The following is a 15,670-nucleotide window of genomic DNA, read 5'->3' as shown; positions in this document are numbered from 1 at the left end:
AAATTTATTTTTTATTAACTAACCTAAATTAAATAAAGCATTACCCAAACTTAATCACAATCAAATATTTTTTCTTAAGCATTATCTTAAGTAACCAATCATCCTCATGACACTCTCAAGACGTAAATTCTTTGCAGTAGCAGGTACTACTGCCGTCGGCACTTTGATGGTGTCTCCTTTGGAAGGTCTTCTTGCCAAAAAAGCCTTTGGTAAAAAACTTGGTAAAGGATATGGCCCACTTTTACCAGATCCCAATCGTTTGTTAGATTTACCAAAAGGATTTGAGTATCAAGTTATCTCTCGCACTGGAACCCTGATGAGTGATGGCAATCTAGAGCCTAGTAATCATGACGGTATGGCAGCCTTCTCTGGGCCCAAAAACACAACCATTCTGGTTCGCAATCACGAACTTAGCATCAATTCTGGTACACGAGTACAAGTACCAAATCCCTACGATCCCATTTGCAGAGGTGGCACTACGACTCTGGTTGTTGGACGCGATCGCCAGTTGATCAAACAGTTCAGCTCTCTCGGCGGAACCATTCGTAACTGTGCCGGTGGTTTAACTCCTTGGGGTTCATGGATTAGCTGTGAAGAAGATACAACTATACCAAGTGCAACTAATGGAGTCACAAAGTTACACGGTTACAACTTTGAGGTTCCAGCTAGCGCCACTTCTCCTGTAGCTCCAGTGCCTCTAGTTGCGATGGGACGGTTTAATCATGAGGCTATAGCTGTAGATCCCAAAACTGGATATGTCTATCAAACTGAAGATAGAGGAGATAGCCTCTTCTACCGTTTTATCCCGAAGGTTCGTGGCCAGTTAAAAGAAGGAGGCATTCTTCAAGCTCTGAGGATTATAGGTAGACCAGGAGTAAACACCAAGACCGGTTTCGTAGTAGGACAGAAGTTGTCTGTAGATTGGGTGAATATTCCTGACCCCAACCCAACAACTACAGATAATGTCAGAGTGCAAGGTCGCAACTTAGGTGCAGCCCAGTTTAGCCGTGGGGAAGGCATCTATTATGAAGACAACAAGGATAAGAAGGATAAAAAAGGCAACAATTGCAAAGGAGAATTTTACTTCACTGCTACAGATGGTGGCCCTGTAGGCGGTGGTCAGGTCTGGCGCTACATTCCAGGTGAAGAGACAATTGAATTGTTTGTCGAGTCTCAATCTAAAGATGAACTCGATATGCCCGATAACTTAGTTGTGGCACCTTTTGGCGATCTTATCCTCTGTGAGGACGGAGACGGTGATAATTTCTTAATCGGTATTACTCCCAGTGGTGAAATCTACAAATTTGCGCGTAATGCCCTCCAAACTGGTGAGTTTGCTGGATCTTGCTTCTCACCTGATGGTCGTACTTTGTTTGTCAACATTCAAAGCCCTGGTATTACTTTAGCTATCTGGGGTCCTTGGAACAGTAATAGAGGCTAATATGAATGGCACTAAGAAAAGCCCAAAGGCTTGTGTAGCCTTGTTCCCAGCCTCCAGGCTGGAAATGTATTTAAAAGAGGGTCTGCCTCTTGTCAAGAAGATCGGAGGCGGCAGCCCTTCCAGACTGGGTTCCCTGCCTAGAGGCTGGGAAGCAGTCAGAGCAACGGCTGTATATTTTCTTAGTGCCATTTAGCAGATTTTTACAAATGCTTAAACCCAAACAAGAAATTATTTCCTCTAAAAAATCCATTGTTCGGGTCTTATTGAAAAGAGTATAAAATCTCGAACTACTTCTTTTTTTGAAGTTCGTGCATACTTCTAACAACCTTCGTGACTAAATTTCTGGGCGTAAATCTGACACTTTCAGTTAATATCTTATTTCTCATCCCAGGAACAACAACAGTTTTGTTTTTCATTAAGCCCCGATAACCAATCCTAGCGACGGTTTCCGTATCCATCATTCTGTTAACGTTAGCAATCTTTGAATCTTCCATTGCAGCATTTTGTTGGAATTCCGATGCTGTTGGCCCTGGACAAAGAACAGTCACGTTGACACCTGTACCCTCTAATTCATTAGCGATCGCTTCTGAAAATGATAATACATAGGCTTTAGTAGCAAAATAAACTGCCATTAAAGGACCCGGTTGAAAAGCAGCCGCCGAGGCCACATTTAATATTTTTCCATAGTTTTGCTCGACCATATCTTTAAGGAACAACTTCGTTAAATGAGTCAGGCTGACCATATTTACCTGAAGCATTTTCAATTCAGTGCTGAGGTCTGTTTCGCAAAATGCTCCATAAGTACCAAAGCCAGCATTGTTAACTAACACATCAATCAAGATTGATGCTTGCTGTAATTCTGTGAAAATTTCTTCTGGGGTTGTTGGGATAGATAAATCCTTAACAAAAATTTTGACAAAAATGCCAAATTTATCGGGGAATTCATCTATAATTTCAGTAAGTTTTTGTTCATTTTTATCTACTAACACAAGATTATAATTATGACGAGCAAAAATCTGGGTTAATTGATAGCCTATGCCACTAGCCGCTCCTGTAATTAGAGCAGTTCTTTTTTGCCGACTTTCGGATGCTTGATTCATGTTACAAAAATGGCGAATTTGAGTTAATTAATTTAACAACAAGAATTCAGAAGTCAGGAGCAAGAATGGGCTAAACGCCCCGCTACCGCTAACAGAATTTAATTTAAATTTGGTTTAAATTCCCCGCTAATTTATTCTGACTTCTGTTAACGCAGCGGGGCGTAGCTCATTCTGACTTCTGGATTCTTATTTAACGTTTATAAATTTAGCTACAGCAATATATAATGTCTGCTATAGCTATTTTTATGGTGAAAAAAATGATGCTATGCACCTGAAATGAGTATGCTTCAATCCAGGATATTAGGCGCAAATAGAAAAATCTGTATCTATATAAACAAGAGCAAGAATATTTAATCTCGTCGTTATAATTCAGCACCCAAGAGTCAGAATTTAGAAAGAATCTAGTATACTTAGTATATTTATTATCAAATATTTTCCTAATTCTTTAACTATTCTGACTTCTGACTCCTGAATTCTTACATATCGTCATCAATGTCACAACCTAATTCCGTTGCTATAACTGACGTGCAAGCAGCACAAAAGCGAATTTTGGGGATTGCCCACCGCACGCCTGTACTAACATCTAGAATCGTAAACGATCGCACCAATAGCCAAGTATTCTTTAAGTGCGAAAACTTTCAACGCACGGGGGCATTTAAATTTAGAGGCGCGTACAACGCCCTAGCTCAACTATCGATAGCAGAAAAACAAACAGGCGTTATCACCTATTCATCGGGAAATCATGCCCAAGCGATCGCTTTAGCTGGACAATTACTAAATATTCCCACCACCATTATCATGCCTGATGATGCTCCTGCCGTTAAACAAACTGCCACTCGTGGTTATGGTGCAGAGATAATTTTGTACAATCGCCAAGAAACAAACCGGGAAGAATTAGCCCAAAAGTTAGCAGATGAGCGCTCTTTGACACTCATTCCCCCTTACGATCATCCTGATGTAGTCGCCGGTCAGGGGACAACTGCCTTAGAACTAATCCAAGAAGTTGGTGAGTTGGACTTACTATTAGTTTGTTGTGGCGGTGGCGGATTACTTTCAGGGTGTGCGATCGCAGCCAAGTCACTTTTACCCAATTGTAAAGTAATCGGCGTAGAGCCAGCCCTTGCCGACGATGCTACCCGCTCCTTTCACACCAAAACTCTGCAAACCGTCAAAAATCCTGATACCATCGCCGATGGTGCGCGGACTCCTAGCCTTGGTAAAATTACTTTCCCCTTAGTGCTGCATTACGTCGATGATATGGTGACAGTATCGGAAGAAGCGATTCTTCGCACCATGTTTTTCTTGTGGGAACGTTTGAAAATTGTAGTTGAACCCACTGGAGTATTAGCTGCTGCTGCTTTACTCGAAGGTGTGGTGACAGCACCAGAGGCGAGGGTTGGTGTCATCATCAGTGGTGGAAATGTAGATTTGGCGCAAGTTGGTAAATTGTTTTCTGTGGGATTAGATTGAAAAGTTAAATTTCCAATTAACAAACTGCGATGCCTACGGGCTGCGCCTACGCACTTTTGATGATGGGGCTGATGCGATCGCCTCCGGTTAGTGTTTGCATAATCGCCCTACAAGCTCTATTCTGTCAGAGCATCAAGTTTAGCCAGTATTCTTAAGCCTTCTTCTGGGTTGCCAGTTGCAGCCATTGCTTTAAATCTTGTATAGGCATCAAATTCTGCTAGAGCTATGGTAGAAAGTTCTTCAATCAATTTATTGACACTGATGCCTTTGGCTTGAGCAAGTTCTTTCAATCTATTATGCTTATCGTCTGGTAAACGAATAGTTAAAGTTGCCATTTTTGTTTAACTCCTAATAAGTTCTTCAGGTTTTAATATTGATAAATTAGGAAATAATAATTCAGTATTTTGGAAATCTTTGACATTGTGAGTGGCAATGATTTGAGCATTTCCGGCAACTGCTAATTCAATTAAATGATTATCAGCTTCGTCTTTTAAATTAGGTCGCCATAAATAATAGATATAAACCCATTGACTTACGCTCATGAATGATGCAAGTAAAGCAGAAATTTCTTCACTAGTTAAAGGGCATTTGGCGATAATTTCTGAGCGATGAATGACTGACTCATACTCCAAAAACAAAGCATTTCCCATCAAAGGCTGATATTCTATTTTTAAACAGCGTCGGATTAGTTCTCTACTAGAACCTATTAGAGCTAATCAGCGCACTAATAAAAACGCTGGTATCAACTACAATTTTAATCGCCATGTAAACATGGTAGCATATACGCTGTCATGAACGTTCTAGTCAAAAGACTTAAAAGCGATCGCACTTCTGATGATGGGAAATTAGCGATCGCTTTTTTGGTGATGGAGTTGATTTGGGCGATCGCTCTCGTTTATTCACAAAAGCCTTAAGTTGAAATTTAAACTATATCTGTTTATTGGGACAATGTTTTTACTACGTGGTCTATTTAATTAATAAAGTGCAATAAGTGACATTTGTATTATTAAACTTGTGTTGATAATGAAGTAGCGATCGCTTATTTACCAAAAAAATCTGCTTGAAAAACCAAGAACATCAGGGCTTTTACGAATAATATTTACGTATGTTAATATTGTTTGGTTTAGGTACGGATATTCAGTATGGTTCCCATAAAGACCGTTCTAAAAAATTCAGAGCCAGTCACTCGCTTGTTTTCTCATCTCGAATTTGATGGAAAAAAGCTCAATCATCAACCGGGTAGTGTATTGGGAAGTACTGCATTAATTGCGGGAACCACCGTTGGGGCTGGGATTCTCGCTCTACCAGCCGTTACCCTGCCATCTGGTATCCTACCATCCACATCTGGACTGATTGCTGTTTGGCTCTACGCTCTAGTTTCGGGGTTATTGGTTGCAGAAGTTACCTTAAACACGATGCGAACAGAAGGGCTTTCAAGTATAGGTTTTTTGGGAGTTGTTGAGAAGATCCTTGGTAAGGTAGGAGCGCGAATTGCTGGCGGTGCATATTTATTCATACACTATGCTCTGTTGGTGGCATACATCACCGAAGGCGGAGAGATTTTAGGAGTGGCGGCGGCAAAAGTCTGCGGTATGCAGATATTGCCAACGTGGATGGGCACAATGGCTTTCACGCTCTTATTTGGTGGCATTATGTATCTTGGGCGAGAAAAGTTTATTGAGAAATTAAACAGCGCCTTTGTCGGAATTGTCATCGTTTCTTTCTTAGGATTATTATTTCTGGGGGGAAGACATATTCAGACTGCCCAGCTATTATTTCAGAACTGGAGTGCCCTTGGTAGTGCCATTTCAGTGATGTCTGTGGCGCTGTTTTTCCAAAACGTTGTACCATTGGTTGTGACGCAACTCGAAGGGGATGCCCGCAAAATTCGTCAGTCCATCTTTATTGGTTCTGTGATTCCTCTAATTATGTTCTTGGCGTGGAATGCCGTAATTTTAGGAAGTGTCAGTCCTGATATGCTAAATGGTATATCTGACGGTAGACCTGTTTTTGACCCACTGGAAATTCTCCGAGCAGGTGGAGCAGGGGAATGGTTAGGAGTGCTAGTATCCATTTTTTCAGAGTTTGCGATCGCCACTTCATTCATTGGATTTGTGTACGGGTTGCTGGATTTGTTTAAAGATATTTTCCTGCCTGCACAGTGGCAACTTTCTAGCCGCTTACCCCTCTATTCGCTGGTTCTTTTCCCGCCGATGACTCTGGGAACGCTTAACCCCAGCATCTTTTTTACTGCCCTAGATTACACTGGAACATTTGGTATTTCAGTTCTCGGTGGAATTATTCCGGCGTTAATGAGTTGGAAACAACGTCAAGAACAAGAAAATTCAGATAGCACAAATCAACCACTCGTTCCTGGTGGAAAGGTGACACTCATTGCGATCGTTGGAATGGCATTAGCCATGATGGGAAGACAAATTCTGTCAATTTACACAAAATAAAACCATCAATAAAAATTTCGTGCTACAAAAACTATAATTGTAGCATAAATATATTAACTACAATCAAAGTGCAACACGAAAGTCAAATGACTAATAACCAATGACTACTTAATCAAATGAGTGATTCTCGACTCGTCAAAATCAGCAAATATCTCAGCAAATATCTGCGACATACACCAGATGCCATTGGAATTAAACTTGCCCCTGGTGGTTGGGTTGCTATTGATGACTTACTTACCGCTTGTGCTCAAAACAAGTTTCCGATTACCCGTGAGGAATTACAGGTGGTAGTTGAATTCAATGAGAAGCAACGCTTTTCTTTTGATTCTACAGGTAATCTCATTCGTGCAAACCAAGGACATAGTATCAAAGTCGATTTACAATTAGAAGCTGTTGTTCCTCCAGATAAGCTTTATCACGGCACGGGACGCAAATCTGTAGAGTTAATTCTGCAAACAGGACTTTGCAAAATGTCGCGACATCATGTCCATTTATCAAAGGATATAGAAACAGCAAAAACTGTTGGTGCAAGGCATGGAAAACCAGTCGTTTTTGCTGTAAATACTGCGGTAATGCATCAGGCAGGTTACATCTTCTATTGTTCTGCTAATGGTGTTTGGCTAGTCGAGCGCGTGCCACCTGAGTATCTACAAAAAATTTGAATTTTAACAAAATAGAATATTTAACCGATATTTGCCAAGAAGTTACATAATGCAGAAGTTCAACAATTACTGCATCTTTGAATTGAACTCAGATCGATGTACCCATAGCGCTTGTACTCTTAATACTGTATTCTCTGATAGATTAGCGTTTGCAAAAACAGGGATTAGCAGTAATTCCATTCTGGTTTACAGCAAAAAAAGTAACTTTGTAGATTTGTCTATAAAATTACAAACTCTCAATAGTAAAAATACTATCAATCTCTTAGCCTACTCACCCAATGTAGGTTAAAAATCTCACCAAACAAGCATTTTAGACCTATCCAAACCCCAAGATGCCTTCTAAGCGAATCTTGTTTATCAGTAACGGCCATGGAGAGGACAACCACACCTCTCATGTTATCCAGACCCTGCGCCAATTGTGTCCTTCGATTGAGATGGCGGCAATGCCGATTGTGGGGGAAGGAAAAGCTTACCGCAGCTTGGACATTCCCATTATTGGGCCCACACAAACAATGCCCTCTGGGGGATTCTTTTACATGAAGCGCCTCTATTTGCTCAAAGATTTTCAATCGGGATTGATTGGGTTAACGTGGCGACAATTACAAGCGGTGTTGCAGTATGCTCCTAACTGCGATTTGATTATGGCTACTGGGGATTTTGTCTCCCAGACATTTGCTTACTTAACAAAGCGTCCCTTCGTCTCGTTTATCTCCTGTCTTTCTGCTCTCTATGAAGGGCGATTGCGTCTCAATCCACTGCTGTGGCACGACCTTAACTCTTCCAGATGTCTGGCAGTTTTCACCAAGGATTCCCATACGGCTTATGACCTCCAACGGCAAGGTTTAACTAAAGCTCAGTTAGCTGGCATTCCGGCTTTAGATTGGCTCGTCCCTACTGGCAAAGACTTGCACCTGAAACCGGACGAGAGAGCGATCGCAATCTTACCAGGATCGCGGATGCCTGAAGCCGCGCGAAATTTTTGTTTGCAGTTGCAACTAGTGGTAGAAATCGCCAAGGTGATGCCTGAGTCAGGATTACAATTTCGTGCAGCCTTGATACCGAGTTTGATGGAGCGACTAGACGACATTGCTAAAAGTCAAGGTTGGCCGCTGACTCAAGGCATACTCACTTATTCTCCTCCAGGAAATTCTCCTGACGAATCACCGATTGTGGAAGTGAGATGTTATGCAGATGCCTTCAGTGACATCCTATGTTACTCTACTCTCGTGATTGGTATGGCAGGGTTGGCAGTGGAGCAAGCTGTAGCGATCGGGAAACCTATTATCCAGATTCCCGGAGAGGGCCCTCAATTTACCTATCAATTTGCAGAAGCGCAAACGCGGCTGTTGGGCATTTCTGCCCAAACCATCGGCACTAAGCCAGCAACCCCTGAGATTCTCAAGCAAGCAGCTAAACGAGTAGTTGAAACTTTACAAGATTCAGATTACCTCGCTAAGTGCAAAGAAAATGGCCCTGAGCGATTTGGTCCACCCGGCGCATCTGAGAGAATTGCCCGCTTTCTACTAAACTCTTTAGGAGAAACTGAGTAGAAATTGCGTCAGAATTCAGGAGTCGGCACGGTTGGGCAACATGGTGTGGTAGGCTAACGCCGTAACGCACTTCAATTCTGACTCCTGACTCCTGATTCCTGACTCCTGATTCCTGATTCCTGAATTCTTACTTACCTATGAAAGTCCGCTCTAGTTACTGGCAACTCTTGCCTTATCTTTGGCCCCAATGGCCGCTGTTAATTCGGGGATTGGCTTGTATTCTAGGATTTGTGTTATTCACCCTAGCAGTACCCTATTTAGCAGGTCAGGTCGCTTTTTTTCTTGGCCAGGGAAATGTTAACCAGATTGCCTACTGGCTCGGACTAGCCACTTTGGTATTTTTTGTTCGAGGGCTTTGTCAATACGGGCAGAATGTCTTTATGATCGCTGCTACTCTGAACATGGTTTTAAACTTGCGTAAGCGCGTTTATGCTCACCTGCACAAACTTGGATTAGATTACTTTGAAACCACACAGACAGGAGACTTGACTTATCGCCTAACTGAAGATATCGATCGCGTCGGCGAGATTGTAGACAAGTTATCCCATCAGTTTCTTTCCAATTCGTTGCAGTTAATTGCGATTCCCATTTACATGCTCTACCTGAATTGGCCGCTCACTCTTGCGGGTTTGATTTTGGCTCCTTTAATGGCTTGGTTGATCGGGCAATTTGGTCAGCGATTACTCGTGCTATCTCGCCAGAGCCAAAATCAGGTTTCCAATTTGTCGGCGATGCTAACTGAAGTATTTAGCGGGATTCGCGTCGTTCAAGCTTTTGCAGCCCAAGAATATGAAGTGAAGCGATTCAATAAAGAAGCAGAAATCAATCGCCAAGCTAAGTATCGCGCTCTACAACTCAAATCCATTCAGTTTCCCGTTGTCGGTTTTTTGGAAGCAGTTAGCATTATACTGCTGTTTTTATTAGGAGGATGGCAGATTTCTCAGGGGCAACTGACCACTCAAGGGTTTATCAGTTTCTTAGCTGCTGTGGCTTTACTGATTCAGCCAATTGACATGCTGATTAGCAATTACAACGAGTACAAACAGACCGAAGCTTCTGTTGAACGTATCTTTGAACTGATGGCGAAGGAACCTAGTATCAGCGAAAAATCGAATGCTCAGGCAATGCCACGAGTTATGGGCAAGGTAGAGTATCGTCATGTTGATTTCGCCTACAATCCCGATCAGCCAGTTCTTAAGGATCTCTGCTTGAACGCTTCTCCTGGTGATGTCATTGCCTTGGTTGGTTCTTCTGGAGCAGGCAAATCGACGTTAATCAACCTTTTACTTCGCTTTTATGACCCTCAGAGGGGTCAAATTCTGGTCGATGATCTTGATATCCGTGATGTCACACTCACCAGCTTGCGCCATCAAATTGGCATTGTTCCCCAAGATGTTACTCTTTTTTCGGGAACGATCGCTGAAAATATCGGTTACGGTCAAGAAGAATTAGATTTAGCAGCGATTCAAGAAGCAGCAAAGATTGCCAACGCTCACTCCTTTATCACCCAGTTTACCCAGGGTTATCAGACTTGGGTGGGAGAGCGGGGAGTTAACCTATCGGGAGGACAACGCCAAAGATTAGCGATCGCCAGAGCAGTTGCCAACGATCCTCGAATTCTCATCCTCGATGAAGCCACCTCTGCCCTCGATTCTGAATCAGAAGCACTAGTTCAAGAAGCGCTAGAACGAGTGATGCAAAATCGTACCGTGTTTATTATCGCCCATCGCTTGAGCAGCGTTCGGCGGGCTGACTGCATTCTCGTAATCGAACAAGGAGAGGTGGTTGAAGCTGGTACTCACACCTCCCTGTTGTCTCAAGAAGGACGGTATGCTCGTTTTTACGCCCAACAGTTCTACTCTACAGATGAGTAGGGCTTTTATCAAATCAACACCCCAGCAATACAAGCGGTGATAAAACCCGCTAACAATCCGCCAATCATTGACCTTACACCCATGCGAGCTAAGTCATGTTGTCGATTAGGTGCTATCCCCGCAATGCCGCCAATGGTAATGCCAATTGAACCGATATTTGCAAAATTACATAATGCGTAAGTTGTAATAATTACTGCGCGTTGAGAGATTTTGCCACTTTCAATTAATGCTTTTAAATCCAAAAAAGCAATAAACTCATTCAAAATTGTTTTTGTACCCAATAAAGCCCCAACTTGCCGACAATCAGCCCAAGGTACACCCATCAGCCACGCTACGGGAGCCATGAGAAAAGACAAAATCCACTGTAATGAGAGTTGCTGTAAGCCCACAAATGCCCCTAACCATCCTAAAAGTGCATTCAGGGCAGCTAATAATCCTAAAAAGGCAATAATCATTACCCCAACATTAACTGCTAGCTTCACGCCGTCAATTGCTCCGGTAGTAGCAGCATCAATTACATTTACATAATTGGTTTCTATATATGCTTTTGCTTTGCCAGCCGTCTCTGATACTTCGGTTTCTGGGTAAAGTAATTTTGATACCACCAACGATGTGGGAGCAGTCATAAAGAAAGCAGCAATTAGGTGTTCTGCCGGGATGCCAAAGGAAAGATATGCTCCTAGTACTCCAGCCGCAATTGTGGCAAAACCACCCGTCATCACGGCATGGAGTTCCGATTGCGTCATATTCGCTATGTAAGGTTTAACCATCAGCGCCGCTTCTGTTGGCCCCAAAAAGATATTACCTGCACAGGATAAAGATTCAGAACCCGATGTTTTCATCGTCTTCATCATTACCCACGCCATCACGTTTACGACTCGCTGTAAAATGCCGTAGTAATACAACACACTGATGAAAGCAGAGAAAAAGATAATTGTTGGCAGCACTTGGAAAGCAAAGAAATGATCCTTAAAATTTTCTCCAAAGACAAATTTTGCACCAACATCAGAAAATGCTAAAAATTGGCTGACAATATCTCCCAGAGATTTAAACACATTTAAACCCCAAGGAGTTTTAATAATCACTAATGCAAACACAAATTCTAATCCCAAACCCCACACCACTATTCGCCAACGCACCGCACGGCGATTAACAGAAAAAGCGTAGGATATACTAATAAAAACTAAAATTCCCAACGCAGAGATGGCGCGTTCCATGTTTACTCCTGAAAAAGTATTGTTAAGGCACTTAGTCACAGAGCATACACAAAATCTGCCTTTTTTTGTGGTTTTGTAGTCAATTACTAGAGTTTTGATGCTGTAAATAAGAATTTAGCGATCGCCCGGCAAATTATTCTAGAAAAATATGGCGGCACTCTAGAAGTTAATTCTGTACAGGGAGAAGGTACAGAATTTGCGATTCAAATTACGATTTAAAATTACCCCTCTTGGCTGAGTTCTGGTGACTGCGCCAGCGCCACAATCAGTGAAATGTCATACCAATTTGAAAAATGATTGCGACAGATGGAAAACTGAAACACTTATCCAATCGATGTTTCACAATCCAAAATCTAAAATCTAAAATCTAAAATGGTATCAGTTTGGTTATCTGTGCCAGTTATCCCACCATAACCAGACTCAATCCCAAAATTGCGATCGCAAACACCAATGATTTGCCAGGTATAGCGTGCAACAGTAACTATAGGTTCATCTTGGCATAGAGCTACTTCCTTTGACATTCAGCCTCTGCGCGATATTCTAGCAAACACAGCAATCAGCAGCTATCTAAGCAGCTATCTAAATATACAGACTCACCCAAAGAAACGCTCATAATTGTCATGGCTACCGATCCAAAACCATGTCACTGTGTCTCCTTCCAAAACTCCAAGTGCCCGATAGCCTCGCGTTACCCTCACTGACCAAATCCCCTCCTGACTGTTGATGCACTTGAAATGTAAAGAGGGGTGAAATGGATTTCTCTGCCCACAGCCAATATGCTTTCCTGGCACTTTGCCTAATTTCGCTGCTCAACTGTCGATACTCAGACCAAAACGAAGGAAGTACTGCTGACTTCATAGCTGGTCGTAGTTCATTGCAGTGCCTTGTCCCTCTGCAATTTCTTGTTTGGCAAGTTTTGCAGCAGCAATAAGTTTTGATTGTGTTTTCTGGAACGATTCATTCCATCTGATTTCATCTTGCAGATCATCAATGTACTCTCGCAGATGCTCTGCAATTCGATCTTGTACCTCAATGGGTAAAGACTCCATCATTTTGATCACGGTGGTAATTGCTGCTGACGACATGGTGAATTTCTCTCATACAACGCTTTGCTCTCATCCAGAATAAGAAGAAATGTTAATTTACTTTTTAGCCCTTAAAAGCTTGCTCTCACACTACTCTTGAAAAAACCCTCATACAACCAATTTGTATTATTTCCGACATACCGCTTCATTTTGCTTTTCACTTTTGAGGAGAGAATAATGACTATAGAAAAGATTGATGTTTGCTCGACAAGGTCAAAATACTCTCTTAATCAATAACTTAGTAGGCTAGCATGAAGTTAAGCGGAGGCAAGCAACCTTGACACAGAGAGCTTGGTTCGTCTGCTCCAACATTGTGTTAAGTGTCGGAAACTCGCATATCTAGCTGAACCTGGGTATCATCTCTAGCGATTTTGCTTGGGTGAAAGCTCTCTCTATCTGAAGCGGGCAGGGCTTTGTATGTTTGTAGCACTACATCAATAGGCACAGTGGATATAATACTTAGCCCAGCAACAGGTGATTTCACAGCACTGATCTTTCCTTTTAAAAGTCGTAATGCAACACTAGGCAGATTTGGTGTAACAAGTAGCAACGGATCTGGATTTTCCCATCTGATTCGCGTAGTACCTTGCTTCTTCGCTTTACTTGAGGAGTTATCCAACAACTGAACGTAGATCCCCGATGAGTCAACAGATTCAAATTCAGTACGCATCTTTTTCATCGCTTCAGCTAAACTATGAGCTAGTTTTTGGTCACTATTTGTCGCAGCCATATAAAAGGGATATGTCCAAGGAATTCCATATTTTAGTAAATCGATCTGCTTATTATGCTTCTGCTCAACTAGTTTTCTTATAAATTTAGGAATGACTAAAGAACAAGCCCATTCTAAAGAATCAACATTCGACAAAGATGGTAATGATTTACTGGGGGGATAAAGTTCATCAGTAATTTGGGAGTAAAGACAATAGAGAGGAAACAAGCGGTAATGACGTGCAAAATTTAGCAGCAGGCGACGTTGCTCACCTGAACGATAGTTAAGAAAACGACAAGTCGAAGTAGCTGGATTAACAACTTTTGCTTGAACTAATAAGGATAACCAAGCACCAGGCTCACCTATGCACCATAACCAGTCAGCACCACTTTGTGATCCTTCTTCTCTACGACTGAATTTCTTAGTCAGGATAAAATCGCTGTGCTTTCGCGCAATTGTTACCAAGTTTATATCAGTGATACTTTCTTCAAGGATGCCTAAACGAGATGACAGACTATCTTTAATAATGTTGTTTGTCCAAAGTGTACATTCTTGAAATGTTGCATATAAATCACTAAGTGATAATTTCATGCTCACTCCGCATGATGTCTTAAGCTTAACAAGTTGTTATTATTTTATAGTGTCTCTTGTGTCTACTTGTATTTTACAACCCCATAACCGTGCGATAATGAGCCTCGATTTGTGCGACAGTTTCAGATTTACGCTTTGTCTCCCATTGACTGCGATTAAATAATTCTTGTCGCAATTCATCAACGTTAATTGTGGTAATTTTGCCATTAGCAACAATTTGCTTACCATTAACCCAAGCACTATCGACAACATTAGTAGGACGCCCTGAAACTAGCAAACCAATAGGATCTGTACGAGGTAATAATGATAAATTTGTGAGGTCATAAAGTACCAAATCGGCTTGTTTACCTACAGTTAAAGAACCGAGTTTATCTGCTATATTCAGACCTTTTGCGCCTCCCAAAGATGCCATTTCCACTGCTTGTCTGGGCGTAATCCAGTGTTGATAATCTGAGTCTGTAACGTTGTGCAAGATAGAACCCATTTTGATGGCTTCTAGCAAATCTTGAGAGTCATTACTAGAAGCACCATCACAACCAAAAGTTACATTTACTCCAGCTTGGCGATATTTTAAAATTGGGGCGATGCCACTACCTAAACGCAGATTACTTAAGGGATTATGGACGACTGTAGATTGAGTTTCGGCGAGGATGGCGATATCAGCATCATTTAACCAAACGCAATGAGCAAGTGTTGTACGATCGCTCAAATATCCGATTCTTTTCAAATGTTCTACAGCAGTACAACCATACTTTTGTTGGGCGAGCTTTTCCTGTGCCCTGGTTTCCAGTAAATGGGAGTGACGACAAAGATTGTAGCGATCGCTTAACTCAGTACACCCTTCAAATAAAGCATCAGTACACAATTGAATCCCTGTTGGTGCAACTAAAATATTTATACCCTCATTTGGGCGATGAAATTGTCTTACCGCCTCTTCGATGATTTCCAATGTTGCCGCAGTTGAGCGAAAATAAGGCTGATGAGTTTGGGCTGATTCCCCGGATGGCATACCTGCGGTAAGGGATTCATCTTGAATTAAGGGGGCGATAAAGGCGCGAATTCCCACTTCTCTGTAAGCACGAGTGGCAATGGCGATCGTTTCTAACTCAAGTCCGGGAATTAACACCAGGTGATCTACTACACTCGTCCCGCCGGAAAGTAAGGTTTCTACCGCCGTTCCCAAGGCGCTGAGATAAACCTGTTCGGGATCGAGGGGGGCAAAATCATAGAGTTCCGCTAACCATAATTCTAAAGGGAAAACTGACATGATCCCGCGTTGCCACATCTCTGATGAGTGGGTGTGGGCGTTGAAAAAGCCAGGTAGCAGTAGTTTATTTTTGCCATCTATGGCAGTGCCAATTACTTGTAGATTGGGGGCAATGGCTACAATCGCACCATCTACAATCTGTACATCTACCGTTGCATAATCATCACTGACGGCAATCAAAACATTCTGAATGGTGAAATTTTCCATATTTAACCTTGATTAAGTAATCGTATTTTTAACCGAAT

General features: G+C 42.0%; 14 protein-coding genes and 1 pseudogene. 7 read left to right on the top strand and 8 right to left on the bottom strand.

Going from position 1 to position 15,670, the window contains the following annotated elements; genetic code table 11:
* Positions 1–106 precede the first annotated feature (106 nt).
* Positions 107–1,441 (top strand): alkaline phosphatase PhoX, encoded by a 1,335-nt coding sequence (locus tag HWQ43_RS10590; RefSeq protein WP_292732764.1) that lies wholly within the window; start codon positions 107–109, stop codon positions 1,439–1,441.
* Positions 1,442–1,728: 287 nt separating this feature from the next.
* Here HWQ43_RS10590 and HWQ43_RS10585 read toward each other — a convergent pair whose 3' ends face one another.
* Entirely contained in the window at positions 1,729–2,541 is an 813-nt protein-coding gene (locus HWQ43_RS10585; RefSeq protein ID WP_292732762.1) for an SDR family oxidoreductase, read from the bottom strand.
* Between the two features lie 492 nt (positions 2,542–3,033).
* Here HWQ43_RS10585 and HWQ43_RS10580 point away from each other — a divergent pair, with 492 nt between their 5' ends.
* Entirely contained in the window at positions 3,034–4,011 is a 978-nt protein-coding gene (locus HWQ43_RS10580) for a threo-3-hydroxy-L-aspartate ammonia-lyase (protein WP_292732760.1), read from the top strand.
* 116 nt (positions 4,012–4,127) lie between these two features.
* Here the strand turns inward: HWQ43_RS10580 and HWQ43_RS10575 are convergent, their stop codons facing one another.
* Together HWQ43_RS10575 and HWQ43_RS10570 are read right to left on the bottom strand one after the other, a co-directional pair.
* Positions 4,128–4,346, bottom strand: a complete 219-nt coding sequence (locus HWQ43_RS10575; RefSeq protein WP_292732757.1) for a toxin-antitoxin system HicB family antitoxin — start codon at positions 4,344–4,346, stop codon at positions 4,128–4,130.
* A 6-nt stretch (positions 4,347–4,352) separates the two neighbouring features.
* Positions 4,353–4,776, bottom strand: a pseudogene (locus HWQ43_RS10570) (putative toxin-antitoxin system toxin component, PIN family).
* A gap of 26 nt (positions 4,777–4,802) precedes the next feature.
* Between HWQ43_RS10570 and HWQ43_RS10565 the strand changes: the two are divergent.
* The 5 genes from HWQ43_RS10565 to HWQ43_RS10545 all read left to right on the top strand — a co-directional run bounded on the left by HWQ43_RS10565 (position 4,803) and on the right by HWQ43_RS10545 (position 10,556).
* Positions 4,803–4,925, top strand: a complete 123-nt coding sequence (locus tag HWQ43_RS10565) for a hypothetical protein (RefSeq protein WP_292732755.1) — start codon at positions 4,803–4,805, stop codon at positions 4,923–4,925.
* Positions 4,926–5,153: 228 nt separating this feature from the next.
* On the top strand, positions 5,154–6,470 hold the full coding sequence (locus tag HWQ43_RS10560; RefSeq protein WP_292732753.1) for an amino acid permease: 1,317 nt from the start codon (positions 5,154–5,156) through the stop codon (positions 6,468–6,470).
* Positions 6,471–6,586: 116 nt separating this feature from the next.
* Positions 6,587–7,132 carry an RNA 2'-phosphotransferase gene (locus HWQ43_RS10555; protein ID WP_292732751.1) on the top strand — a complete coding sequence of 182 codons (546 nt, stop codon included), beginning with the start codon at positions 6,587–6,589 and terminating at the stop codon, positions 7,130–7,132.
* A 332-nt stretch (positions 7,133–7,464) separates the two neighbouring features.
* Positions 7,465–8,682, top strand: a complete 1,218-nt coding sequence (locus HWQ43_RS10550) for a lipid-A-disaccharide synthase-related protein (RefSeq protein WP_292732749.1) — start codon at positions 7,465–7,467, stop codon at positions 8,680–8,682.
* A gap of 137 nt (positions 8,683–8,819) precedes the next feature.
* A complete protein-coding gene (locus HWQ43_RS10545; RefSeq protein ID WP_292732747.1) occupies positions 8,820–10,556 on the top strand; it encodes an ABC transporter ATP-binding protein in 1,737 nt (578 codons plus the stop codon).
* 8 nt (positions 10,557–10,564) lie between these two features.
* Here the strand turns inward: HWQ43_RS10545 and HWQ43_RS10540 are convergent, their stop codons facing one another.
* The 5 genes from HWQ43_RS10540 to HWQ43_RS10515 form a co-directional block, all read right to left on the bottom strand.
* Positions 10,565–11,773: a NupC/NupG family nucleoside CNT transporter gene (locus HWQ43_RS10540; RefSeq protein ID WP_292732745.1), complete on the bottom strand. Its 1,209-nt coding sequence runs from the start codon at positions 11,771–11,773 to the stop codon at positions 10,565–10,567.
* Positions 11,774–12,126: 353 nt separating this feature from the next.
* Complete coding sequence (locus tag HWQ43_RS10535; protein WP_292732743.1) at positions 12,127–12,294, bottom strand: hypothetical protein; 168 nt, start codon at positions 12,292–12,294, stop codon at positions 12,127–12,129.
* A gap of 333 nt (positions 12,295–12,627) precedes the next feature.
* Positions 12,628–12,858, bottom strand: coding sequence for a hypothetical protein (locus HWQ43_RS10525; protein WP_292732741.1), 231 nt, complete (start codon positions 12,856–12,858; stop codon positions 12,628–12,630).
* Between the two features lie 316 nt (positions 12,859–13,174).
* A complete protein-coding gene (locus HWQ43_RS10520; RefSeq protein WP_292732738.1) occupies positions 13,175–14,158 on the bottom strand; it encodes a hypothetical protein in 984 nt (327 codons plus the stop codon).
* Positions 14,159–14,231: 73 nt separating this feature from the next.
* A complete protein-coding gene (locus tag HWQ43_RS10515; protein ID WP_292732736.1) occupies positions 14,232–15,632 on the bottom strand; it encodes an amidohydrolase in 1,401 nt (466 codons plus the stop codon).
* Positions 15,633–15,670: the final 38 nt, after the last annotated feature.

The sequence above is a fragment of the Nostoc sp. JL31 genome, assembly GCF_017114965.1.
Classification (GTDB): domain Bacteria; phylum Cyanobacteriota; class Cyanobacteriia; order Cyanobacteriales; family Nostocaceae; genus Nostoc; species Nostoc punctiforme_A.
Note: the sequence above shows the minus strand (reverse complement) of the source record. Positions and strands in the feature narration are given on the sequence as shown.